Annotated in this window: 21 protein-coding genes; 13 read left to right on the top strand and 8 right to left on the bottom strand. The window is 61.7% G+C overall.

Translation table 11 applies throughout. From position 1 onward, the window contains the following. Positions 1-79 precede the first annotated feature (79 nt). The 3 genes from MRS74_RS01420 to MRS74_RS01410 form a co-directional block, all read right to left on the bottom strand. On the bottom strand, positions 80-1,114 hold the full coding sequence (locus tag MRS74_RS01420; RefSeq protein WP_254578484.1) for an NAD(P)-dependent alcohol dehydrogenase: 1,035 nt from the start codon (positions 1,112-1,114) through the stop codon (positions 80-82). 162 nt (positions 1,115-1,276) lie between these two features. Beyond that, positions 1,277-2,167 carry an AraC family transcriptional regulator gene (locus MRS74_RS01415; RefSeq protein WP_254578483.1) on the bottom strand — a complete coding sequence of 297 codons (891 nt, stop codon included), beginning with the start codon at positions 2,165-2,167 and terminating at the stop codon, positions 1,277-1,279. A 176-nt stretch (positions 2,168-2,343) separates the two neighbouring features. Next, a complete protein-coding gene (locus tag MRS74_RS01410; RefSeq protein WP_254578482.1) occupies positions 2,344-3,237 on the bottom strand; it encodes an AraC family transcriptional regulator in 894 nt (297 codons plus the stop codon). Positions 3,238-3,490: 253 nt separating this feature from the next. On the opposite strand from MRS74_RS01410, the gene MRS74_RS01405 reads away from it, so the two are divergent. Next, positions 3,491-4,048: a L,D-transpeptidase family protein gene (locus MRS74_RS01405; protein ID WP_254578481.1), complete on the top strand. Its 558-nt coding sequence runs from the start codon at positions 3,491-3,493 to the stop codon at positions 4,046-4,048. Between the two features lie 85 nt (positions 4,049-4,133). Further along, complete coding sequence (locus MRS74_RS01400) at positions 4,134-4,409, top strand: Lpp/OprI family alanine-zipper lipoprotein (protein WP_254578480.1); 276 nt, start codon at positions 4,134-4,136, stop codon at positions 4,407-4,409. A gap of 301 nt (positions 4,410-4,710) precedes the next feature. Here MRS74_RS01400 and MRS74_RS01395 read toward each other — a convergent pair whose 3' ends face one another. Together MRS74_RS01395 and MRS74_RS01390 are read right to left on the bottom strand one after the other, a co-directional pair. Then, positions 4,711-5,655 carry a L,D-transpeptidase family protein gene (locus MRS74_RS01395; protein ID WP_254578479.1) on the bottom strand — a complete coding sequence of 315 codons (945 nt, stop codon included), beginning with the start codon at positions 5,653-5,655 and terminating at the stop codon, positions 4,711-4,713. A gap of 92 nt (positions 5,656-5,747) precedes the next feature. Next, positions 5,748-7,520, bottom strand: a complete 1,773-nt coding sequence (locus MRS74_RS01390) for a SulP family inorganic anion transporter (protein WP_254578478.1) — start codon at positions 7,518-7,520, stop codon at positions 5,748-5,750. A gap of 127 nt (positions 7,521-7,647) precedes the next feature. Between MRS74_RS01390 and MRS74_RS01385 the strand changes: the two genes are divergently transcribed. Beyond that, positions 7,648-8,484 carry a LysR family transcriptional regulator gene (locus MRS74_RS01385; protein ID WP_254578477.1) on the top strand — a complete coding sequence of 279 codons (837 nt, stop codon included), beginning with the start codon at positions 7,648-7,650 and terminating at the stop codon, positions 8,482-8,484. Between the two features lie 142 nt (positions 8,485-8,626). Continuing rightward, positions 8,627-9,934: a Glu/Leu/Phe/Val family dehydrogenase gene (locus MRS74_RS01380; RefSeq protein ID WP_254578476.1), complete on the top strand. Its 1,308-nt coding sequence runs from the start codon at positions 8,627-8,629 to the stop codon at positions 9,932-9,934. 50 nt (positions 9,935-9,984) lie between these two features. On the opposite strand, the gene MRS74_RS01375 is transcribed toward MRS74_RS01380, so the two are convergent. From MRS74_RS01375 to MRS74_RS01365, 3 genes are all read right to left on the bottom strand, one after another. Then, the gene (locus MRS74_RS01375; protein WP_254578475.1) at positions 9,985-10,722 is read right to left on the bottom strand and encodes a DUF6969 family protein; all 738 of its coding nucleotides are present in this window, start codon (positions 10,720-10,722) and stop codon (positions 9,985-9,987) included. Positions 10,723-10,842: 120 nt separating this feature from the next. Then, positions 10,843-11,589 (bottom strand): c-type cytochrome, encoded by a 747-nt coding sequence (locus MRS74_RS01370; RefSeq protein WP_254578474.1) that lies wholly within the window; start codon positions 11,587-11,589, stop codon positions 10,843-10,845. 31 nt (positions 11,590-11,620) lie between these two features. Continuing rightward, positions 11,621-12,022 carry a hypothetical protein gene (locus MRS74_RS01365; protein WP_254578473.1) on the bottom strand — a complete coding sequence of 134 codons (402 nt, stop codon included), beginning with the start codon at positions 12,020-12,022 and terminating at the stop codon, positions 11,621-11,623. 347 nt (positions 12,023-12,369) lie between these two features. Here MRS74_RS01365 and MRS74_RS01360 point away from each other — a divergent pair, with 347 nt between their 5' ends. The 9 genes from MRS74_RS01360 (at position 12,370) to nuoH (ending at position 21,202) form a co-directional block, all read left to right on the top strand. Then, positions 12,370-12,783, top strand: a complete 414-nt coding sequence (locus MRS74_RS01360; RefSeq protein ID WP_254578472.1) for an NADH-quinone oxidoreductase subunit A — start codon at positions 12,370-12,372, stop codon at positions 12,781-12,783. A gap of 59 nt (positions 12,784-12,842) precedes the next feature. Further along, positions 12,843-13,412: an NADH-quinone oxidoreductase subunit B gene (locus MRS74_RS01355; protein WP_254578680.1), complete on the top strand. Its 570-nt coding sequence runs from the start codon at positions 12,843-12,845 to the stop codon at positions 13,410-13,412. A gap of 12 nt (positions 13,413-13,424) precedes the next feature. Then, the gene (gene nuoC / locus MRS74_RS01350; protein ID WP_254578471.1) at positions 13,425-15,206 is read left to right on the top strand and encodes an NADH-quinone oxidoreductase subunit C/D; all 1,782 of its coding nucleotides are present in this window, start codon (positions 13,425-13,427) and stop codon (positions 15,204-15,206) included. Between the two features lie 18 nt (positions 15,207-15,224). Continuing rightward, positions 15,225-15,749, top strand: a complete 525-nt coding sequence (nuoE, locus tag MRS74_RS01345; RefSeq protein ID WP_254578470.1) for an NADH-quinone oxidoreductase subunit NuoE — start codon at positions 15,225-15,227, stop codon at positions 15,747-15,749. 3 nt (positions 15,750-15,752) lie between these two features. Next, positions 15,753-17,036 carry an NADH-quinone oxidoreductase subunit NuoF gene (gene nuoF, locus MRS74_RS01340; protein WP_254578469.1) on the top strand — a complete coding sequence of 428 codons (1,284 nt, stop codon included), beginning with the start codon at positions 15,753-15,755 and terminating at the stop codon, positions 17,034-17,036. Between the two features lie 127 nt (positions 17,037-17,163). Beyond that, positions 17,164-19,974: an NADH-quinone oxidoreductase subunit NuoG gene (gene nuoG / locus MRS74_RS01335; RefSeq protein ID WP_254578468.1), complete on the top strand. Its 2,811-nt coding sequence runs from the start codon at positions 17,164-17,166 to the stop codon at positions 19,972-19,974. Beyond that, positions 19,967-20,089 carry a hypothetical protein gene (locus tag MRS74_RS23945; RefSeq protein WP_256557724.1) on the top strand — a complete coding sequence of 41 codons (123 nt, stop codon included), beginning with the start codon at positions 19,967-19,969 and terminating at the stop codon, positions 20,087-20,089. Before nuoG ends, MRS74_RS23945 begins: the two co-directional genes overlap by 8 nt. Further along, on the top strand, positions 20,082-20,276 hold the full coding sequence (locus tag MRS74_RS01330; RefSeq protein WP_254578467.1) for a hypothetical protein: 195 nt from the start codon (positions 20,082-20,084) through the stop codon (positions 20,274-20,276). Before MRS74_RS23945 ends, MRS74_RS01330 begins: the two co-directional genes overlap by 8 nt. Continuing rightward, on the top strand, positions 20,258-21,202 hold the full coding sequence (nuoH, locus tag MRS74_RS01325; protein ID WP_254578466.1) for an NADH-quinone oxidoreductase subunit NuoH: 945 nt from the start codon (positions 20,258-20,260) through the stop codon (positions 21,200-21,202). The genes MRS74_RS01330 and nuoH overlap by 19 nt, the downstream gene beginning before the upstream one ends. The last annotated feature ends 1 nt before the right edge of the window (position 21,203 follow it).

Below are 21,203 nucleotides of genomic sequence, written 5' to 3'. Positions count from 1 at the left end.
TGGGTTTTGGTTCGGCCGCCGCAACCCCTGGAATGCATCTGCTGAGACCGTCAGTGATGGCGGTCAGATGCCGGTTTCTTTATTCGAAACTGATCTGTACCTTGATGTCACCGGGTTCGGCCCGGGCGGCCCTTTCGAATGCCTCGATACCCTTTTCAAACGGAAATACGCCGGAAATCATGGGCTTGATATCCAGCTTGCCGGAGCCGAGCAGCGCTAGCGCGCGGGGAAACTGATTGGCATAGCGAAACACGGATTCGATCCTGATTTCCTTGGCCTGCATGGCCACGATATCCAGGGTCACAGGCTGGGGTGGCATGCCGACCAGCACCACACAGCCACCGGGGCACGCCAGGTCAAACAGGTTTGCATAGGCTTTGGGGCTGCCGGAGGCTTCAAACACAACCTGGGCACCCCAGCCGTCGGTCAGGCTTGCAACCGACTCTGCCAGATTGTCGTGGGCTATGTTGACCGCCGTGACGGCGTCGTAACGGGCGGCGATATCCAGCTTTTCCTGCACCAGATCGGCGATGATCACACGGCTGCAACCGCCGGCCAGCGCGGCTATGGCCGTGAGCATGCCAATGGTGCCGGCACCGATGACCACGGCAACATCACCCGGCCGGATGCGGGCCTTGTCGGCGGCCTGCATGCCCGTGGCCAGAGGCTCGATGAGTGCGCCTTCTGCGAAACTGACGTTATCCGGCAGCTTGAAGGTGAAGTTGGCAGGATGCACCACTTCGGGCATCAGGCAGCCGTGGATCGGCGGAGTGGCCCAGAAACTGACCGCCGGATCCAGGTTGTATTTGCCTTCCAGGGTCGCCCTGGATTTCAGGTCCGGTATGCCGGGCTCCATGCAGACCCGGTCACCGGGCTGCAGATGCGTAACGTTGTCACCCACAGCGGTGACGATGCCCGAGGCTTCGTGGCCCAGCACCATGGGTTCCCTGACCACAAAGGGGCCTATGGCGCCGTGCTTGTAATAGTGCACATCGCTGCCACAAACCCCCACATTGCGAATGGCAATCTTTACGTCGTAGCGGCCCAGCGTCTGCTTGATGGCAATGTCGCGAATGGCCAGTTTTCCTGCTTTTTCCAGAATCAGCGCTTGCATGAGTGCACCCTTGTTTTATTGTTTGCCACAAGCCCGGGCGCCGGTGCGACCGAGTGTCGGCTGGAAGGGCCATTAGATGTCTTTTGAGGCAGCAGTAAAAATACGTGACGGCCACGCGGCTGTATTATTTTGCCGCCGATGCCGCCGATGCCGCCGATGCCGCTAGGTTATCCGTCCAGCGACTGTTTTGCGGTACTCGCTGGGGGTCATGTCCTTGAGTTCCAGAAAGCGGCGATTGAAGTTGGCAATGTTGTTATAGCCGACGTCGAAGCAGATTTCGGTGATGGGGGTGTCGCTGTGCGCGAGCAAGTCCGATGCCCTGTTAATGCGCAGCAGATTCACGAAATCGACGAATTTGTGACCCGACACGCGCTTGAAGCGTTTCGAAAACTGGGTCTGACTCAGTTCCATCTGCTGCGCGACCTCGTCCAGGGGTAATTCGCGCTGGTAGTGCTGCAGGATGTAGTCAATGGCGCTGTTGAGCCAGTCGAGGTGCTTGCTGTCGGTCAGGGGCTGGTGCCAGGCGCTGGACAGGGTGCGGTAGTGCTCGGTGCCGGTCAGCAGCTCCAGCAGTGTCAGGAAGCGGACCAGGCGCCTGAGTCCGTGGGACCGGGCGATCTCGTCGAACAGGGCGGTAGCCTGCGCAATCGTATCCGGATGGAAGAACTCCAGGCCCTGTTTTGCCCGCTCAAGCAGGGGCTCGAAGGCGAGCATTTCCGGAAAGGTGGCCTGCGTATTGCGCAGCAGAGCGGCGGGAAAGTGAATCACCTGGTCCCGCAGTGGCACCGTTTCGGCGTCGGCCAGGTCGCTGATCCAGTTGTGGGGCAGCTCAGGTGCGACGAGCACCAGGTTGCCTGGCCGAAAGTTGCCGATGTAGTCGCCAACAAACAGCTTGCCCGAGGTCGAACGCACCAGGTGCAGTTCAAATTCCTTGTGCTGATGCCAGCGGATGAGCGGGCTGGGGACGCCGTGCTGGATGTAGTGGATGGATTCGCAGGCGGGCTGTTCGACCCATTCGTAGTCCGGTTGGCGCGGCAGTTTGTCAGTATGCATGTGATCGGTCCGTTAGCGTTTGAGACGCAAAGGGGCGGGCGTGTATGGGTATTATAGAACCGGGAGGGGGCAGTGCCGGGGGCTGTCGCGCGGATGAAAAGCGCCATTGAACGCCAGCAGCGGTTTCCCGGCAAATACTCAGCGGCGTACCCGCTGTATTTATGTGCCATCCGGCGTCAGCCGCGGTAGAGGGCATCGGCCGAGGTGCGGCGGTATTCGGAGGGGGTCATGCCCTTGACCGCATGGAAACGACGATTGAAATTGGCGATGTTGTTGAAGCCGGCGGCAAAACAGATCTCGGTAATGGGCTCGTCGCTGTGTGCCAGCCGCTCGCAGGCGCGGTTGATGCGCAGGCCGTTGACGAAGTCGATAAAGCGCCGGCCGGTGGCCTTCTTGAAAAACTTCGAGAAGTAGCTTGGGCCCATGTCCAGCCGGCTGGCGACATCCTCCAGCATCAGGTCCTGGTTGTAATGCTCGACAATGTACTGCACCGCCTCGTTGACCTTCTCGAGGGTTTTCTTGTCGGCGATGGGAATGTAGTTGGTGGATGAAAGCACCCGGTAGTCCGACGTCGAGGCGAGCAGGTCAAGCAGCATCCAGAAGCGGGTCAGGCGGCGAAAACCGCGGACACTGGCCAGGTTTTCGAACAGGGCGTCGGCCTGGCGAATCATGTCGGCATCCAGAAACTCGATGCCGTATTGCGCACGCTCCCAGAAGGGGGCCAGGGATTGCATCTCCGGGAAGCTGGCGCTGCAGGTTTCAATCAGTGCGTGGGAAAAGTTGATGACCCTGTCTCGCAGCTGCACGGACTCGCCTTCGGGCAGCTGGCTGATCCAGTTATGGGGCAGGTTGGGACCCACCAGAATCAGCTGGTTGGCGTTGAAGTTGCCAATATAGTCGCCGACGAACACCTTGCCGCTGGTGGCCTTGATCAGGTGCAGCTCGTATTCCGAGTGATAGTGCCAGCGTACCAGTTCGCAGGGGTAACCGTGCTGCAGGTAGCGGATGGACTCGTCCTCCTGCTGGTCTACCCGTTCAAACTCTGGCTGAAGACGTGCTTTGTCTGTCATGGTTTCAGGTTTCGTTGCGGTGCCCAGGGGCCGCCGATGCTGTGTGTGAACCGGTTTCAGATCCCGTAGTGCAGTCTGCTGCACCAACAAGAGTCAGCCTCTTTTGATGCGCGCCTGTGCCTTATTCTCGCCTGAAGCGCACCCAGAGTGCCACCGAATTCCCCGTGGCGGACAAGTTTGCCCATTGTTTGGGCACCGCGTATTACCTATGCTGAGGGCAACGGTCAGGTATCAGTGGGGAGTGGACGCGAGCGTGAAAATCTGTGGCTGGGGTGTGCAGTGGCTTTTGGCCGCATGGCTCTGGGTATGCCTGACAGGCACCGCTGGCGCTGAGGTCTGGTTGCAGGTGGATACCCGGGCGCAGACCCTGAAGGTGCTTGCGGGCGACCAGGTCATGGAATCGTTTGATCGCGTTGCCCTGGGTGTAGCCGGCGCCGGACAGAAGCTGCGTCGCGGCGATGACAAAACCCCGCTGGGCAGTTTTCGGGTGGGCTGGTTTAACAGCCACAGCCGCTTCGGGCTCTTTATTGGCCTGGATTATCCGAACCGGGATTATGCCGAGGCGGCACTGGCTGACGGACGTATTGACAGTCGGACCCATGACCGCATTCTTGCGGCACTGGATGCCGGGCACAGGCCGCCGCAGGATACGCCCCTGGGCGGCCAGATTGGTATTCATGGCCTGGGCGCCGGCAATCCCGATGTGCATGCACTGTTTAACTGGACCAATGGCTGCGTGGCTCTGACCGATGCCGAGATGCAGCGCCTGAAAAAATGGGTTGAGCCGGGTACCCGGGTAGAAATCCACTAGGCACGCGGTCTGCGGCCGACTGGTCTATGCTGTGCATACAACCCCACCGGTTGCTACCCTTCCCCGTGATTCAGGAGTGTTTTAAATGAGGACCCGTGATGTGTTGAAAGTGTCTGCCCTTGTCGCCTTTGCGGCGCTGTTTTTTGGCTGTGCCAGCTCCGGTGAGATGCACAGCATGAAACAGATGCATGAGCAGGAAATGCAGCGTAGCCAGTCGACCGCGGACAGCGCCAAGGCGACTTCCGATGACGCTCTGCGTGTAGCCAATGAAGCCAGGGCCATGGCCGCCGAAGCCAATGCCCGCAGTATGGCGACCGAGGAAAAACTCAACCGTATGTTCCAGAAGTCCATGATGAAATAAGCCACAGGGCAGCGAACGAAAAGTCGGACAACCTGTTTAGCGGGGAAGGCGCCTCAACGCCTTCCCCGCTTTATGTTCAGGACGAACGGTATGCCGCGGGTGCATGGATGCACAGGAGCGGCGATGTTCAGGACGAACGGTCCCTGAAAACCGCATCCTGCGTTTTTGCATTTCCGCCGTCCCTGGCGGTCCACAAAAAACTGCTCCTGCGTTTTTGCATTTCCGCCGTCCCTGGCGGTGCACAAAAAACTGCTCTTGCGCTTTTGCACTCCTGCCATCCCTGGCGGTTCCTCGACAGGGACTAGCGACTGATGCGTTGCGGGATGCCGTCGGACTGTTCCAATACCAGCTCAACGGCGGAGGGAATCACGTCGGTCTGCCGCTGTTCGGCGGTGGCGGCGATCGTCAGCAGGGTCATGGCCTGCGGGTTTTGACCGTTGTCTGACAGTTCTGCCAGCGCCGGGTGGGATTCGATGTAGAGCGCGTCGAAGTGACGACCGATCTTGACCGGCTGGTTGACGATATACACCGGTGTGCCTACCGGTACCAGCTCGTAGAGTCGTTCGATATCTTCCGGGTAGAGACGCACACAGCCGTGGGTCACCTGCATGCCGATGCCGTATTCCTTGTCGGTGCCATGAATCAGGTAGCCGGGAATCCCCAGGCGCAGCGCAAAGCGCCCCAGTGGGTTACCGGGCCCGCCGGGAACCACATCGGGCAGTATGTCGCCGTTGGCGGCGTGTTCGGCCTTGATGGAAGCGGGCGGATACCAGGGCGGGTCAGCCTGTTTCTGAATCACGCTGGTTTTGCCCAGCGGGGTTTTCCAGTCCATGCGGCCGACGCTGACGGGGTGAGTGATCACCACCGGCACCTCGCCCTGTGCAGGTTTGGGATAATAGTACAGGCGCATTTCCGGCACATTGAGCACAATGCCGTCACGCGGGGCGTCGGGGAGAATCAGCAGATTGGGCAATACCACGTCGGTGCCAGGCCCTGGCAGCCAGCGGTCCACGCCGGGGTTGGCCCGCACGATTTCCTCGTAACCGAGGTTGAAGGCGCGGGCTATGTCCAGCAGGGTATCGGCCTGGCGGGCCCGGGTGATGCGTACTTCACCGACGAGGTCCTGATCGGGCGGAGGCAGCACAAATGTCTCGGCGCTGGTGAGTGTACAGGCGAGCGCGCTGACCAGGGCCAGTATAGCCCTCAGCACTCTGTGGCAAGCTCGGCCTGCTCGGGAATAAGTCATCGGTGAATCCGCAGTTCGCAACCGGTAGATACCTGGAGTATATGCTCTTGCACCCTGAGGGCACAGGGTGCAAGGGCATGGCAGCGGCTGGATCAGATGCGGCTGACAGCGATCATCTCGCCGTTGGCGGGCGTTGCGCACTCCCGGAATATACGCGCACTGCAGTTGTCGCAAACATCCTGATCCAGTGCCACGACCGAGTCGGCCAGTGCCGCCTCGGGGGAGTCGAAGAACAGCTCCTCGCCGATCTTCTCCAGATATCCATTGGCGCGCAGTTCATCCATCAGGGTGCCTTTGATCGAGCTGAACATCAGCTTGCCGCCGCGCTGCTGCAGACGTCTGGCCTCCTGGATCAGCATCTCGGCACCGGCGATATCGATAAAATTAATACCCTTTCCGATGATCAGTACCCGCTTGGTGCCGCTGCCTTCATGGGTCAGGGCCCGGATGCGCTGCTGGATATGATCGATGGCGCCAAAGAACAGCGAGCCGTCGATGCGGATGATCTTCAGCTGCGGGCACTGCTGCAGTGCATACCGCTGGATATTCTTGATCTGCCGGCGCGGGTGATCCTGAATGGGCGCCACCTCCATCACCGTCGGCCGCGATGTACGCCGCAGATAGATCCCCAGCGACAGGAACACGCCGATATAGATGGCAAATTCCAGTTCAATAAAGAGCGTCGACATGAAGGTCACCAGCAGCACTATGGCTTCGTTGCGGCTGGATTTGATGATCTGGCGAATATGGTGGAAATCGATCAGATTCCAGGCGATCAGCAGCACCGCGCCCGCCATGGCTGGCAGTGGCAGGTAGGCGGTCAGGCCGGGGGCCAGCAGCAGCACGCAAACCTGGATACTCGCCGCAAAGACGGCCGCCAGGGGCGTCCGGGCGCCGGCATCATAGTTGGCGCCAGAACGGGTAAAGGAGCCTGAGCCGACGAAGCAGGAAAAAAAACTGCCGAGGGTATTGGCCAGGCCCTGGCCGATAAATTCCTGATTGCCGTTGATCTGCTGATGTGAGCGCAACGCGATGGCCCGTGCGATGGAGACGGCTTCGATCAGCCCGAGCAGCGCCAGCGCAAAAGCGCCCGAGGCCAGTGACTGTATGGTGTGGGCAGACAGATCCGGCATGGACAGCGGCGGCAGCGTGCCGGGCAGCGCACCCACCAGTGCGACGTCATGCGCCTGACCGTCCAGCAGCGCACAGACCAGGCTACCGGTTGCCATGCCGATCAGCAGATGCGGCCAGCGGCGGTTAAGCCGGCGCACCAGCAGGGCCGACAACAGCGTAATGGCGCCGATCGCCAGGGAGAAGGTATTGACGGCACCGGTCTGGTCAATCAGCGCGGACACACCATCGATAAAGGACAGCCCGCCGGGCACGGCGACCCCCAGTACATGCTTGAGCTGACTGGTACCAATCAGGATGGCGGCGCCGGCGGTAAAGCCGATGACCACGGTGTGGGAGATGAAGTTGACCAGGGTTCCGAGGCGCAGCAGACCCATGCCGAACTGCATCAGGCCCACCAGCAGCGTCAGCGTCAGTACAGCGCTGAGGTACTGGGCGGGGTCCAGTTCGCCAATACCGCTGACGACACTTAAAACGACGATCGAAATCGCCGCAGCGGGCCCGGAAACCATATGCCAGGACGAGCCAAACAGCGCGGCGATCACCGAAATGATAATTGCGGAGTAGAGGCCATACTCGGGGGGTAGGCCGGCAATAAAGGCATAGGCCACCGCCTGCGGCAGGGCGATGACGGCACCGGTGATGCCGGCGATCAGGTCATCGGCCAGTGTGTTTTTGTTGAGGGAGCCACCCCAGCTGAAGAAGGGTAATCTCAATGGCAGCCGGCGCTTCATGATCTCTCCGTTAAACGTCTTGAGTTGGCAGGGTAGAGATTTTTTAACATCCTGAAAAACGAAAAAAACTGGAAGTTATGAACAATAAAATCGAAGATTGAGGCGTGCCGGTCGGAGGGCCTTATCCATGGATACCCTGTTGCTTAAAACCTTTCTGGAAGTGAGTCGCACACGAAATTTCGGCCGGGCGTCGGAAAACCTCTGCGTATCTGCGTCCACCGTCAGCGCCCGTATTCGCCAGCTGGAAGAGCATCTGGGGCTGTCGCTGTTTACGCGTCATCATCACCGTATTGGCCTGACGCCTGCGGGTGAGCGCATGGAACGCCATGCCCGCTTTATTCTCGGCGCCTGGGAACGGGCCTTTGAAGATACGGCATTGAGTGAGCGCCACCAGCGTCGGTTGGTGGTGGCCGGTGTATCCAGTCTGTGGGATATTTTTCTGCAGGACTGGCTCAGCGGTATTTACCGGGATTTTCCGAGCCTGGGATTGCGTGCAGAGGAAAGCACACCACTGCGCGTGGTGGAAAAACTGGAACAGGGCATGATCGATGTCGGTTTTATGTACGAGCCGCCGCGCATTCAGAATGTGGCGGTCGAAGAGGTCGCCAGCGTCCCCTTGCTGCTGGTGTCGAGCCGGGCGGGGCAGTCGGTGGAAGCGGTCATTGGCGAGGGCTACATCCGAGTGGAGTGGGGCACGACCTTTGCCAGCCTGCACGAAAGCCATTTTCCGCAACGTCTGCTGGCCCGGGGGCGGGTTAACAGTGGCCGGCTGGCGCTCAATCTGATTCTGCAATGCGGCGGGGCGGCCTATCTGCCGCAGGATATTGTTATGCCGTTGATCGCTGCACAGCGCCTGTTCGAGGTGCCCGGGGCGCCGCCGATCGAAATGAAAGCCTACGCCGCCTACGGCCTGCACGGTGAACATCACAAGCTGGTCGCAGAGCTGCTCCAACGTCTATCCTGAAACAGGGCTTCCCGGGTGCAGGACTCCCTTCGAGAAGTAGTCAGGTTGCGCCGGCCGATCCTCGGGGCGCTTCCGAGCCGGTAGCCTTGGCGGTATCGGTGCCATCGGATGCCGTCGGATAAGCTCTCAGCTGGAGAAAATCATGTCGGATCAGGACGTATTTCAGGATGCCTTGACGCGCATCAGGACGCTGGGCGAAAACGCCGGCATCATGCCCGATGTGGTGGAGTCTCTGTTGCACCCCGTTGCGACTCTGGAGGCGACTTTACCGGTGCGCATGGACGACGGCTCGATGCGTTACTTCCGTGGTTTTCGCTGCCACTACAATGATGTACTGGGCCCGACCAAGGGGGGTATCCGTTATCACCCACAGGTGACCCGGGCGGAGGTGCAGGCGCTTGCCCTCTGGATGACGATCAAGTGTGCCGTGCTGGGTCTGCCTTTTGGGGGGGCCAAGGGTGGAGTCGTGGTGCAGCCTAAAGAATTGTCGCCGATGGAGCTCGAGCGACTGTCCCGGGCTTATATACGCGCCATGGCGGATTTTATCGGACCCGACACCGATATCCCTGCACCCGACGTTTACACGAATTCGATGGTGATGGGCTGGATGGCGGATGAATATGAAGCCATCAAGCGTGTCCGTGCGCCCGCCGTCATTACCGGTAAGCCCATACCCCTGGGGGGTAGCCAGGGGCGGGAGGAAGCGGCAGGCCGCGGTGCTTACCTGTGCATCCGGGAACTGGCGGCCAGGCACGCCTGGCAGCCCGGCAAGATGCGGGTGGCTATTCAGGGATTCGGTAACGCGGCCTATCACGTTGCCCGCCTGCTGCAAACTGATGGCTACAACATCGTTGCCATCAGCGACTCCAAAGGCGGCATCTATTCGGAAAAGGGCTTCAGTATTGAAAGCCTCTGGGAAGAGAAGCAAAACAGAAAAAAAGTCCGGGCTGTGTACTGTGAGCAGTCAGTGTGTCAACTGGTGGAGCACGAGGAAATCAGCAATGACGAGCTGCTGGCGCTGGATGTCGATCTGTTGATTCCCGCCGCGCTTGAAGGCGTGATTGGTCGGCATAACTGCGACAGCATTCAGGCCAGAACCATTGTTGAGGTTGCCAATGGCCCTATTCGGTCTGAAGTCGAAGCCGGGCTGGAAGAGCGCGGTTTGACCATCGTCCCCGATGTGCTGGTCAACGCCGGCGGTGTCACCGTCAGCTATTTCGAGTGGGTTCAGAATCGCTCCGGTTACCCCTGGAGCCTTGATAAGGTACGTGACGAGCTTGAAACGCTGATGACTGCAGCCTTCAACGAAACCATGCATATCGCAGAAACGGAACAGCGAACCCTGCGAAATGCCGCCTACGTATTGGCCTTGCGCCGCATCGGAGAGGCGGTCAAGGCCCATGGCACCAAGGAGTATTTTCAAAATGGAGGCCCTGATGGCACCTCCTGACACAGGATGAGGACCTGCACCTATGTCCAGGTTTTTTGTCGTGTCCGGGCTTAGCAGGCTCGCAGATCACTGATCCAGCGCTGGGTATCGATTGCCAGGTAGCCGGTGATTTCCAGCTCCCGGTCTTCCAGCACATCCCGTTCGGGGTGGGCTTTTTGCCAGGCCGCAATAACCCGGTCCCGATGCTGCAGCAGCGCCGCAACCTGCGGGCGATACAGGCGCATGAACTGGGTCAGCCACTGATTAACCGCAAGATTGGGTCGGGCATGATCCACCGCAAAGGCATCCAGCAGGCGGATGCTGTCCTCGGCGCTGTACCAGGTCTGGTCGGTGACCCAGCGGTTGGTGGCAAAGAGCCCCACCGGCAGTCCCCAGCTGTCCATGGAGATGCAGATCAGGTGGGCCAGCTCGTCATCGCCTTCGGGCCAGGGCTCGGAACGGGCAAAGCCTGGCGCCGGTTGTATGTCCGCCGGCATGACCGGACGGCGGACAAAGGTATGAAAGTGGCCATGTTCACCGTCTTCCCGGTGGGCATGGTAGTAATACTGGCAGTGGCTCTGGTTATCGAACACATCTCCTTCGGGGAAATGGTTCATTTCATAGAAGGTACCCTGGCCTTTCAGAATCTCGGCCACCACATTGGTACCGCCGCGACTCAGGGCCAGCAGCGCCGTTTGCGCCTGTTGGGCGGCCTCCTGCAGGGCGCTGTGTTCTGTTGAAGCCAGTGCCGCAGCGGGTGCAGGCGGTAGCAGGGGAATTCGGGGCAACGCAGACCAGTCTGACGACATCGGTGTTTCCTGTACGGCATCTAGTTTGATAGATAGTAACGAATCACGCCGGCAAAAACGCCGCCTGATCGGTGTTGCCCAGATGCTGACTGCGGCTGGGCCACAGCGCAGCGCAGGCCGTTACATCTGTGCTTTGGCGGCGCAGGGGTTTTTCACGGCACAGGGATTTTTTGCGGCGCACGGATTTTTCGCAGCACAGGGATTGGCCGCACAGGGATTAGGTTTGAACCCTTGCTGGATTGCCGACGTGTAAGCCACCAGGGCCGCCAGTTCCTCGCCATCCCATGCCAGCGGCTTGGCGGCCATGGGCTGTACCATACAGAGCTGAATCATCTCGTCGAGCTGAATCGTCTTCATGCCATAGAGGTTGTCCGCCATGGCGACCCGGTGCGGGAAGGCATCGGCGAAGCCCGCCTGAAAGGATGCATTGCCATTGTGGCAAGTACCGCAGGACATGCCATTAGTGCTGAGGCTGGTGTCTTGGTAAAGCTCGGCGCCGCGCTCAATCAGGGCTGTCTGATCACCCTGGTAGGGGCGGTAATTGGCCGGTCGCTGTATCTGTTTTGCAGCACAGGGATTGGCCGCGGCGCAGGGATTCTTTGCGGCACAAGGATTTGCTGCACAGGGCTTAGCTGTACAGGGAGAGGACACTGCGCAGGGGTTTTTAACCGCACCAGGGTTGGCCGCACAGGGAGTGCTCTGTGCCTTTAGGGCGCAGGGGTTGGCGGAACAGCCGTTTTGAGCCGCCTGGCTAATGGGCACTGTTGAGAGCAACGCTGCCAGCAGGCCCGAAGAAATATATGCCATGGGCCGGTTCTGACGCGCAATGGCCGCGCTCAGTGCGTGCATATGGAATATTGGTTTCATTATTATCTCCTCGGGCTCAGGGCCGCTGCGTTTATTTAGTGGCGCAGGGGTTCTTGGCGGCACAAGGGTTGGCCGCGCAGGGGTTTTTCACCGCACAGGGGTTGGCTGCACAGGGGTTTTTGGCGGCGCAGGGGTTAGCGGCAGCGCAGGGGTTCTTCGCAGCACAGGGATTGGCTGCTGCGCAAGGATTAGCCGCGCAGGGGTTGGCAGCCAGGGGCTTTTTCAGTGCGCAGGGGTTCTTGGCCGCGCAGGGGTTGGTCTGGCTTTTGGCCGCACAGGGATTGGCGGCACAGGGGTTGGCCGCGCAGGATGCCTGGGCGACGGGGGCGGTGCTCAGCACGGCGGCCAGCAGCGCCGACGACACATAGACCATGGCACTTTTCTGTGGCGCTATGGCCTGGGTCAGAGTGCGGACGCGGAATGCATTTTTCATTGTTTTCTCCTGTACCCGTTCGGTACTTTTCCCGGTTGCTGCCAACAGTGGCAGCAGCGTTAAAACAGCCGATACGGGCATGATCTGGACTGAAGGTCATGGCGTCCCGCAGGGCGCGCCAAACTGTTCGCTCGTAAACATTAAGGTCTGCGGCGAAGCTGGAAATCACCTTAGTCCCTGAAACTGAATTGCATCTGAAAGCGATACGAGCTGCTGGCGCGCTGTTGCATGGGCCCCCGCAGCAGCCTCGGTTGGCAGCAACGGTGCACTGGCGACCCTGACAGTATGAGCAGTTTTGAAGCGGGCCTTCTATAGTTAGGGCGTTGTCTCCTGCAAGGTCACTGCTCATGTCCGCGACCGATCTGATATCCCAGGACACCTGGACGTTGCTCGCCTACGCGCTGGCTGTGCTGCTTCTTGTGGCCATCATGCTCGGGGTCTCGCATTTGTTTGGACCGCGTCACTATGACCGGGCAACGGACGAACCTTTCGAATCGGGCATTGTGGCGGTGGGTTCGGCGCGCCTGCGGCTGTCGATTTCCTATTTTGTGGTCGCGATCCTGTTCGTGATCTTCGATCTGGAAGTGATCTTTCTGTATGCCTGGGCCCTGGCCTTTGATGCCGTGGGGCTGGCCGGCTTTGTCGAGGCGCTGATTTTCATGCTGATACTGTTTGCCGCGCTGCTGTATCTCTGGCGCGAGGGTGCGCTGGACTGGGGGCCGCGTCAGCGCAGTTTAAAGGGCAGGGAGCGCAGCCCATGAGCTGGCATCTGACAAAGGCCGATACCATTGCCACGGACCGTGACAGCGCCTATGAGGACATGGTCCGCCAGAGCGTGCTGACGGCTAAACTGGAAGAGCTGTTGTCCTGGGGGCGCAAGCACTCGGTATGGCCATTCAACTTCGGCCTGTCCTGCTGTTATGTGGAAATGGCGACGGCCTTCACGCCGCGCCACGACATTGCCCGCTTCGGCTCCGAGGTTATTCGGGCCACGCCGCGCCAGGCCGACCTGATGGTGATCTCCGGCACGGTGTTTCTGAAAATGGCGCCGGTGATACAGCGGCTGTATGAGCAAATGCTGGAGCCCCGCTGGGTCATTTCCATGGGATCCTGCGCCAACTCCGGCGGCATGTACGATATCTACAGTGTGGTGCAGGGCGTCGACCGTTTCCTGCCGGTGGATGTCTATGTGCCGGGTTGCCCGCCGCGCCCCGAAGCCCTGCTGCAGGGGCTGATGCTGCTGCAGGATTCGATCGGCAAGGAGCGGCGTCCGCTGAGCTGGGTTGTTGAGGGGCATGCCGTGTACCGGGCCCCGCAGGACAGCCAGCGTGACCGCCTGAGAGAGCAGCGCCAGCAGGCGACAACATTGCGATCACCGGACAGCGTGTGATGGATCAAGCCCATGTCCACTCAGCCTGAAGATGCAAGCCTGGCTCCGAATGGGGCAGACCGTTCACCCCTGCAGCCGGCGCTGCAAACCCGATTCGGCGGGGGCGACACGCATGCGCAATCTACTGTCGACAGTATCGAGACTCTCTGGGTTGATCGCGACCGGCTCAGATCGCTACTGCAGCATCTGCAGCAGAGTCAGGGATTCGAGATGCTGTTCGATCTCACAGCCATCGACGAGCGCCAGCGCGAGCATCGCGACGGTCAGCCGCCGGCGGATTTCACGGTCGTTTACCAGCTGCTCTCGGTCAGCCGTAATCGGGATATCCGCATCAAGGTGGCCCTGTTGCAGCCGGCGCTGTCGCTGCCGAGCATTTGCGATATCTGGCCCAACGCCAACTGGTACGAATGTGAAGTCTGGGACCTGTTCGGCATCCGCTTTGACGGCCACCCGCACCTGCGCCGCATTTTACTGCCGCCCACCTGGGAAGGGCATCCGCTGCGCAAGGACCATTACGCCCGCGCCACCGAGGTGGAGCCCTTCAGCCTGAGCGAAGCACGCCAGGATACCGAGCAGGACGCGCTGCGTTTCCGGCCCGAGGACTGGGGCATGCAGCGCCAGAGCGAGGACAGTGATTTCATGTTCCTCAACCTGGGACCCAACCATCCCAGCGTGCACGGGGTCTTTCGTGTGGCGCTGCAGCTCGATGGCGAGGAAATCGTCCAGGCGGTGCCCGATATCGGCTATCACCATCGTGGCGCCGAAAAGATGGGCGAACGCCAGGCCTGGCACAGCTATATCCCCTATACCGACCGCATCGATTACCTTGGCGGCGTGATGAACAACCTGCCCTATGTGCTGGCCGTCGAACAGCTGGCCGGCATTCAGGTACCGCCACGGGCCCAGGTGATCCGCGTGATGATGGCCGAGCTGTTCCGCATCGCCAGTCATCTGGTGTTCTATGGCACCTTTGCCCAGGACGTGGGCCAGATGTCGCCGGTGTTCTACATGTTTGCCGATCGCGAAAAGCTGTTCGGCATTGTCGAGGCCATTACCGGCGGGCGCATGCATCCGGCCTGGTTTCGCATCGGCGGCGTGGCCCAGGATTTGCCCCGCGGCTGGGACCGGATGATTCGGGAGTTCATCGATTACCTGCCCGGCCGGCTGGCCGAGTACGATGTCATGGTGCTGGGCAACGGTACGTTGCAACGCCGTACCCGGGGTATCGGCGTCTACAATACGGCCGAAGGCCTTGCCTGGGGCGCCAGCGGACCGGGCCTGCGGGCTACAGGCCTGGACTGGGACCTGCGCAAAAAAAGGCCCTACAGCGGCTACGAACAGTTCGATTTCGAGGTCGTCACCGCCAGCCATGGCGACTGTTACGACCGCTGCCTGGTGCGGGTCGGGGAGATTCGCCAGAGCCTGCGCATCATCCGCCAGTGCCTGGAAAACATGCCAGAGGGGCTATACAAGGCGCAGCATCCGCTGACCACGCCACCGGTCAAGGACCGTACCCTGGCTGACATCGAGACGCTGATCCAGCATTTCCTCAACAGCAGCTGGGGGCCGGTCATCCCGCCCGGTGAGGCGATGGTGGCGATCGAGGCGACCAAGGGCATGAACGCCTATTATCTGGTCAGTGACGGCTCAACCCAGTCGTATCGGACCCGCATCCGCACGCCGTCTTTTGCCCACCTGCAGATGATTCCGCTGCTGAGCCGGGGGCTCTATGTCAGCGATCTGATTGCCATTATCGCCAGTATCGATTTCGTCATGGCCGATGTGGATCGGTAAACAGAGGGGAGGTTGGACATGAGCGCAATCTTTGCCCGCGACCGGGGCTGGTCCAACAGCTATCTCAGCCAGGCCGAGCGCGAGAGCATCGAGCAGGAAGCGCAGGCCTATCCGCAGCGCGATGCCTTGTGCATCGAGGCATTGCGGATCGTGCAGCAGCATCGTGGCTGGGTGTCCGACGACAGCGTGGCGGCGATTGCCGACTACCTGGGTCTGGGGGCGGCGCAGGTCGATGCGGTGGCGACCTTCTACAACCTGATTTTTCGCCAGCCGGTGGGGCGCCAGGTGATTTACCTGTGCAACAGCGTGACCTGCTGGATGCTGGGCTGCGATGCCCTCAGGGCCCGGATTGGCGAGGAGCTGGGCATCGACTTTGGCCAGACCAGCGACGACGGCGAATACACGCTGCTGCCCATTACCTGTCTGGGTGACTGCGACCATGCGCCGGCGCTGATGATCGGTGACCGGCACCACCATGACCTGGAACCCGATAGCCTGGCCGTGCTGTTGCGCCGGCCAGCGCCCGACCAGGCGACGGAGTAGCCGATGGAACGCCCGCTGACCCAGCATCTGAAACCGGACGGTTCGGCCCTGACTCTGGCGGAATACCGGGACCTGGGCGGCTACGAGGCCCTGAAAGCGGCCCTTGGCGGCATGAGCCCCGACGAGGTCGTTGCCCGGGTCAAGGACGCCAACCTGCGCGGACGTGGCGGGGCGGGTTTTCCCACCGGCGTGAAATGGAGCCTGGTACCGCGCGGCGATGGCGCGCCCCATCCCAAATACCTGGTCGCCAATGCCGATGAAATGGAGCCCGGTGCCTTCAAGGACCGACTGCTGCTTGAACGCCATCCGCACCAGCTGCTCGAGGGCATGATGCTGGCCGCCTATGCCATCGAGGCCGACGTGGCCTATGTCTTTCTACGCGGCGAGTATGTCGATGCCGCGAAGCGGTTACGCGCTGCCATCAGGGAAGCCTATGCGGCGGGCCTGCTGGGCGAACATATCCAGGGCAGCGGTTACAGTCTGCAGCTGTATCTGCATATCAGCGCCGGACGCTATATCTGCGGCGAGGAAACCGCACTGATCAATGCGCTGGAAGGCAAGCGCGCAACGCCCAGGGCCAAGCCGCCCTTTCCGCAGATCAGTGGCGCCTGGGGCCAGCCTACGGTGGTCAATAACGTTGAGACACTGTGCAATGTACCGCACATCATCCGCCATGGCAGCGCGTGGTATCAGGGGCTGGGCCTGGGCGAGGAAAGTGGCACCAAGCTGTTTGGCGTCAGTGGCCGGGTATGTCGGCCCGGCGCCTGGGAGCTGCCGATGGGCACGTCGATACGGGACATCTTCGAGGGTTGTGCCGGAGGCATGCGCGCGGGTTATCAATTGAAGGGCTTTCTGCCCGGCGGCGGATCCACCGATTTCCTGCTGCCGGAGCACCTGGACCTGCCGATGACCTACGAGAGTATCGGCAAGGCCGGCAGCCGCATGGGCACCGGGACCCTGATCGTGCTTGACGACAGGACCTGCCCGGTGGGCATGGTATTGAACCTCGAACGCTTCTTTGCCCAGGAATCCTGCGGCTGGTGCACGCCCTGCCGCGACGGCCTGCCCTGGACCCGCCAGCTGCTGGAGGCGATCGAGTCCGGCCAGGGACGGCCCGAGGATCTGGATACGCTGGCGGAGCACTGCCGTTTCATGGGACCGGGCAAAACCTTCTGTGCGCTGGCACCGGGTGCCATGGAGCCGCTGCAAAGTGCGCTGAAGCATTTTCGCAGCGATTTTGAACGTCATATCGAAGAGCACAGCTGCCCCTATCGGAGCTCGTTGTAGGAGCGGCGCCCCGCCGCGAACAGGTGCGGCACCCTCAGACCATTCGCCGCGAGGCGCGGCTCCTACGAATAGCCAGACCTTTGACTAAGCTTAGGGGCAAGCGCTTTTCGCCACCATTGAGGTCGCCATGAGCCGGATCCTGATCGACGACAGGGAGTACGAAGTTAACCCGCAGCACAATCTGCTGCAGGGGATTCTGTCGCTGGGTCTGAATCTGCCCTATTTCTGCTGGCATCCGGCACTGGGGTCGGTGGGCTCCTGTCGCCAGTGCGCGGTGACCCAGTATATGGACGACAACGACAGCCGCGGTCGCCTGGTCGTGGCCTGCATGACGCCCATCCAGGAAGGCATGCGCATCGGCCTGCACGAAGCCCAGGCCAGTGCCTTTCGCGCTTCGGTCATCGAAACCCTGATGACCAACCACCCGCACGACTGCCCGGTCTGCGAGGAAGGCGGCGAGTGCCATCTGCAGGACATGACCGAAATGAGCGGCCATAACCTGCGTCGCTACCGGGGGCTGAAGCGCACCCACCGCAACCAGTATCTGGGCCCGTTCATCAACCATGAAATGAACCGCTGCATCGCCTGCTACCGCTGTGTGCGGTTTTATCAGGACTATGCCGGTGGCCGGGATCTCAGTGCCCAGGCCTCGCACAATCATGTCTATTTCGGGCGTGAACAGGACGGTGTGCTGGACAGCCCGTTCAGCGGCAACCTGGTCGAAGTCTGCCCGACCGGCGTCTTTACCGATCGCACCTACAGCCGTCATTACAGCCGCAAGTGGGATCTGCAGAGCGCGCCTTCCATCTGTGCGCACTGTGCGGTGGGCTGTAATACCACACCGGCACAGCGCTATGACCGCATCCTGCGCATCACCAACCGTTATCAGCATCAGCTCAATGGCTATTTTCTGTGTGATCGGGGCCGCTTCGGTTATGACTACAGCAATGCCCCCGAGCGCCTGACCCAGGGCTACAGGCGCAGCGCCACCGGTACAGATGGCGCCGATGCAGGCCTGCTGCTGGCCGAGCTGCTGGAGCGGATCCGGGACCCCGCGCAGGCGGTGTTCGCCATCGGCTCGCCGCGTGCTTCGCTGGAGAACAACTTCGCCCTCAGTACCCTGGTCGGGCAGGCACACTTTTTCGCCGGCATCGCGGCGGGGGAATGGCAGTGTCTGCGGCGCTACCTGCGTATCGCCAACCGCCGCGATACGGGCTTTGCAACCCTGCGGGATATCGAGCAGGCCGATGCGGCCCTGATTATCGGCGAGGACATTGCCGCGACCGCGCCGCGCGTGGCCCTGTCACTGCGCCAGCTGATCCGCAACCGCAGCCTCGCCCGGGCGCAGGCGCAGAAAATAGCCCCCTGGCAGGATGCCGCGGTACGCAACCTGGGCCATGAGCAACGCAGCCCGCTGTGGCAGCTGGTGCCCTGCGGCACGGCGCTGGACGATATCACCGAGCGGCTGTTCTGCGTACCCGTGGACGACATTACCCGCCTGACCCGGGCCCTGGCGCGTCACGTTGCCGGCGAAGAGGCGGACAGCGGCCTGAGCGCTGCGCAGCGGGCCTGGGTCGAGGATGCCGCCGCGATGCTGTGCCAGGCCCGCCAGCCACTGCTGCTGGCCGGCTGCGGTCTGGGGGCCTGGGCCCAGCTCGATGCCCTGGCCGAACTCGAGCAGGCCCTGCGTGACCGGGGGCGCGAGCCGCTGCTCTATGTGGGCGCCATGGAAAGCAACAGCGTGGGGCTGGCCGCACTGGCACAGCAGGGGCTGGATGAGCTGATGGCGGCGCTCGAACGGGCACGGGAGCAGGGCCGGGCCGGCAGCCTGGTGATCCTGGAAAACGACCTGCAGCGCCGCCTCGCGCCCGAAGCCCTGGCGCGGTTGCGCCGCCTTGCCGCGCACTGGCTGGTGCTGGAGTGTCTCGATACTGACACGGTGCAGCGGGCGGATGCCCTGGTGCCGGTGCCGACGCAGTTTGAGCAGCAGGGAACCCTGGTCAATGCCTCAGGTATGGCCCAGCGCTTTCAGGCGGTGCAATCTACCGATTGCCAACCGCCCTGGCAGCAGCTGGCCCAGGCTGTCGTGCACCAGCAGCGCACGACGCAGGCCAGCCTGGATGCCCGCTGGGCACTGCTGGCGGGCTGGCACAACAGTGATGCGGTGCGGCACAGCCTGGCGGCAACGCATCCGGTTTTCGCCGATATCGAGCGGGCCGGCCCCACAGCCGACCTGCGTATCCGGGGATCCAGGCTGCAGCGCCAGAGTGCCCGCTACAGCGGTCGTACCGCGATGCATGCGCAGCAGCAGGTGCGCGAATTCCCGCCGCCGGCGGATACGGATTCACCGTACAGCTTCTCGATGGAGGGCGTACCGGGCCCCGGGGCTGCGCGGGCGAGTGTCTGGGCGCCGGGCTGGAACTCCGGCCAGGCGCTGAACCGTTTTCAGCAGGAGGTGGGCGGGGACTGGCGTGATGCACCGGCGCTGGTGCGGCTGGCTTTCAGGGTGCTCGATTCGCAGCAAGCCGCTCCTGCGCCCGTCGCGAACCGGACACCGCAGTGGCAGCTGATACCGCGTTACGAGGTGTTCGCCGCCGAGGAATTGAGTGGCTATGCACCCGCCGTGGCGGAGCGGGCCGGACCTGCGGTACTGGGTATCGATAGCCAGAGTGCCCGCCGGCTGGAACTGAACAGCTGGGATAGCCTGGAGCTGCACTACGGCGACTGCAGCCAGACGCTCTATGTCCAGGTGGACAGCAGCCTGCCAGCCGACAGTCTTGTCATACCGCAACGGCCCGGACTCTGGCTGGCCGGCACCGATCCGTCACCGGCGCTGAGCCTCAAACCGGCGCTACGGCCACTGCCACCGCCGCTGCGGCTGATCGCCAGCGACCGGGACGTTGATCAGGGACGCGATCTGGGAGGTGACCATGGCTGAACTGGGCGTTATTGGTTTGCGGGTCCTGTCGCTGCTGGAACTGCTGGTGATTTCGGCGGCTCTGCTTGCCTGGCGAGTGCGAAGGCGCCTGAGTGGGGAGTGCGGCGATGGCTGAACTGGGCGTTATTGGTTTGCGGGTCCTGTCGCTACTGGGACTGCTGATCGTGTCGGCGGCGCTGCTCACCTGGCTGGAGCGACGACTGCTGGGGCTCTGGCAGGACAGGCCTAAGAGGCGCCAAATCGGGCGGGGATTAACGGACTCTATCGAAGCAGGAGGACGGCGATGGCTGATGTCGGCGTAATCGTTGCGCGAGTGCTGTCGCTGCTGGGACTGCTGATCGTTTCGGCAGCGCTGCTCACCTGGCTGGAGCGACGACTGCTGGGGCTCTGGCAGGACAGGTACGGTCCCAACCGGGTCGGGCCCTTCGGTATACTTCAGGTCGTCGCGGACATGCTCAAGCTACTTGGCAAGCACGAATTCGTACCGCACTTTGCCGACCGGCCGGTGTTCGTGCTGGCACCGGCCATTGTCCTGGTGACGGTGCTGCTGACCTTTGTCATCATTCCGTTCACCCCCGCCTTTCCGCTGGTGGACATGAATATCGGCCTGCTGTTTTTTCTCGCCATGACCTCGCTGGCCGTTTACGGCATCCTGCTCGGCGGTTACGCCTCCAACAACAAGTACGCGTTGCTCGGAGCCCTGCGATCGGCCGCCCAGACGCTCAGTTATGAAGTCTTTATGGGGCTGTCGTTGCTCGGGGTCGTGCTGCAGGCGGGGTCCTTCAGTCTGGGCCGGATCGTCGAGGCGCAGCAGGGCCTCTGGTTCTGTGTGCCGCAGTTTCTCGGCATGCTGCTGTTCCTGTTCGCCGGTATTGCCCAGAGTCACCGTCTGCCGTTCGATCTGCCGGAGGCCGAGCATGAACTGACGGCGGGTTTTCATACCGAGTATTCGGGCATGAAGTTCGGCATGTTTTTCCTGGCCGAGTATCTCGGCGTGATTCTGGTGTCGTCACTGATGACGGCGCTGTTTTTTGGCGGCTGGCTCGGGCCCGTGCTGCCAGGCTGGCTCTGGTTTGTGCTGAAAACCGGCGTCTTTGTCGTGCTGTTCGTACTGATGCGGGCGGCTTTGCCGCGGCCGCGCTACGACCAGCTGATGCGTTTTGGCTGGAAATGCCTGCTGCCGCTGGCGTTGCTCAATCTGATCGTCACCGGCTGGGTACTGCTCTGAT

The sequence above is a fragment of the Marinobacterium sedimentorum genome (assembly GCF_024267675.1).
Lineage (GTDB): Bacteria > Pseudomonadota > Gammaproteobacteria > Pseudomonadales > Balneatricaceae > Marinobacterium_A > Marinobacterium_A sedimentorum.
The sequence above is the reverse complement of the archived record's forward strand: the minus strand, read 5'-3'. Positions and strand labels throughout refer to the sequence as shown.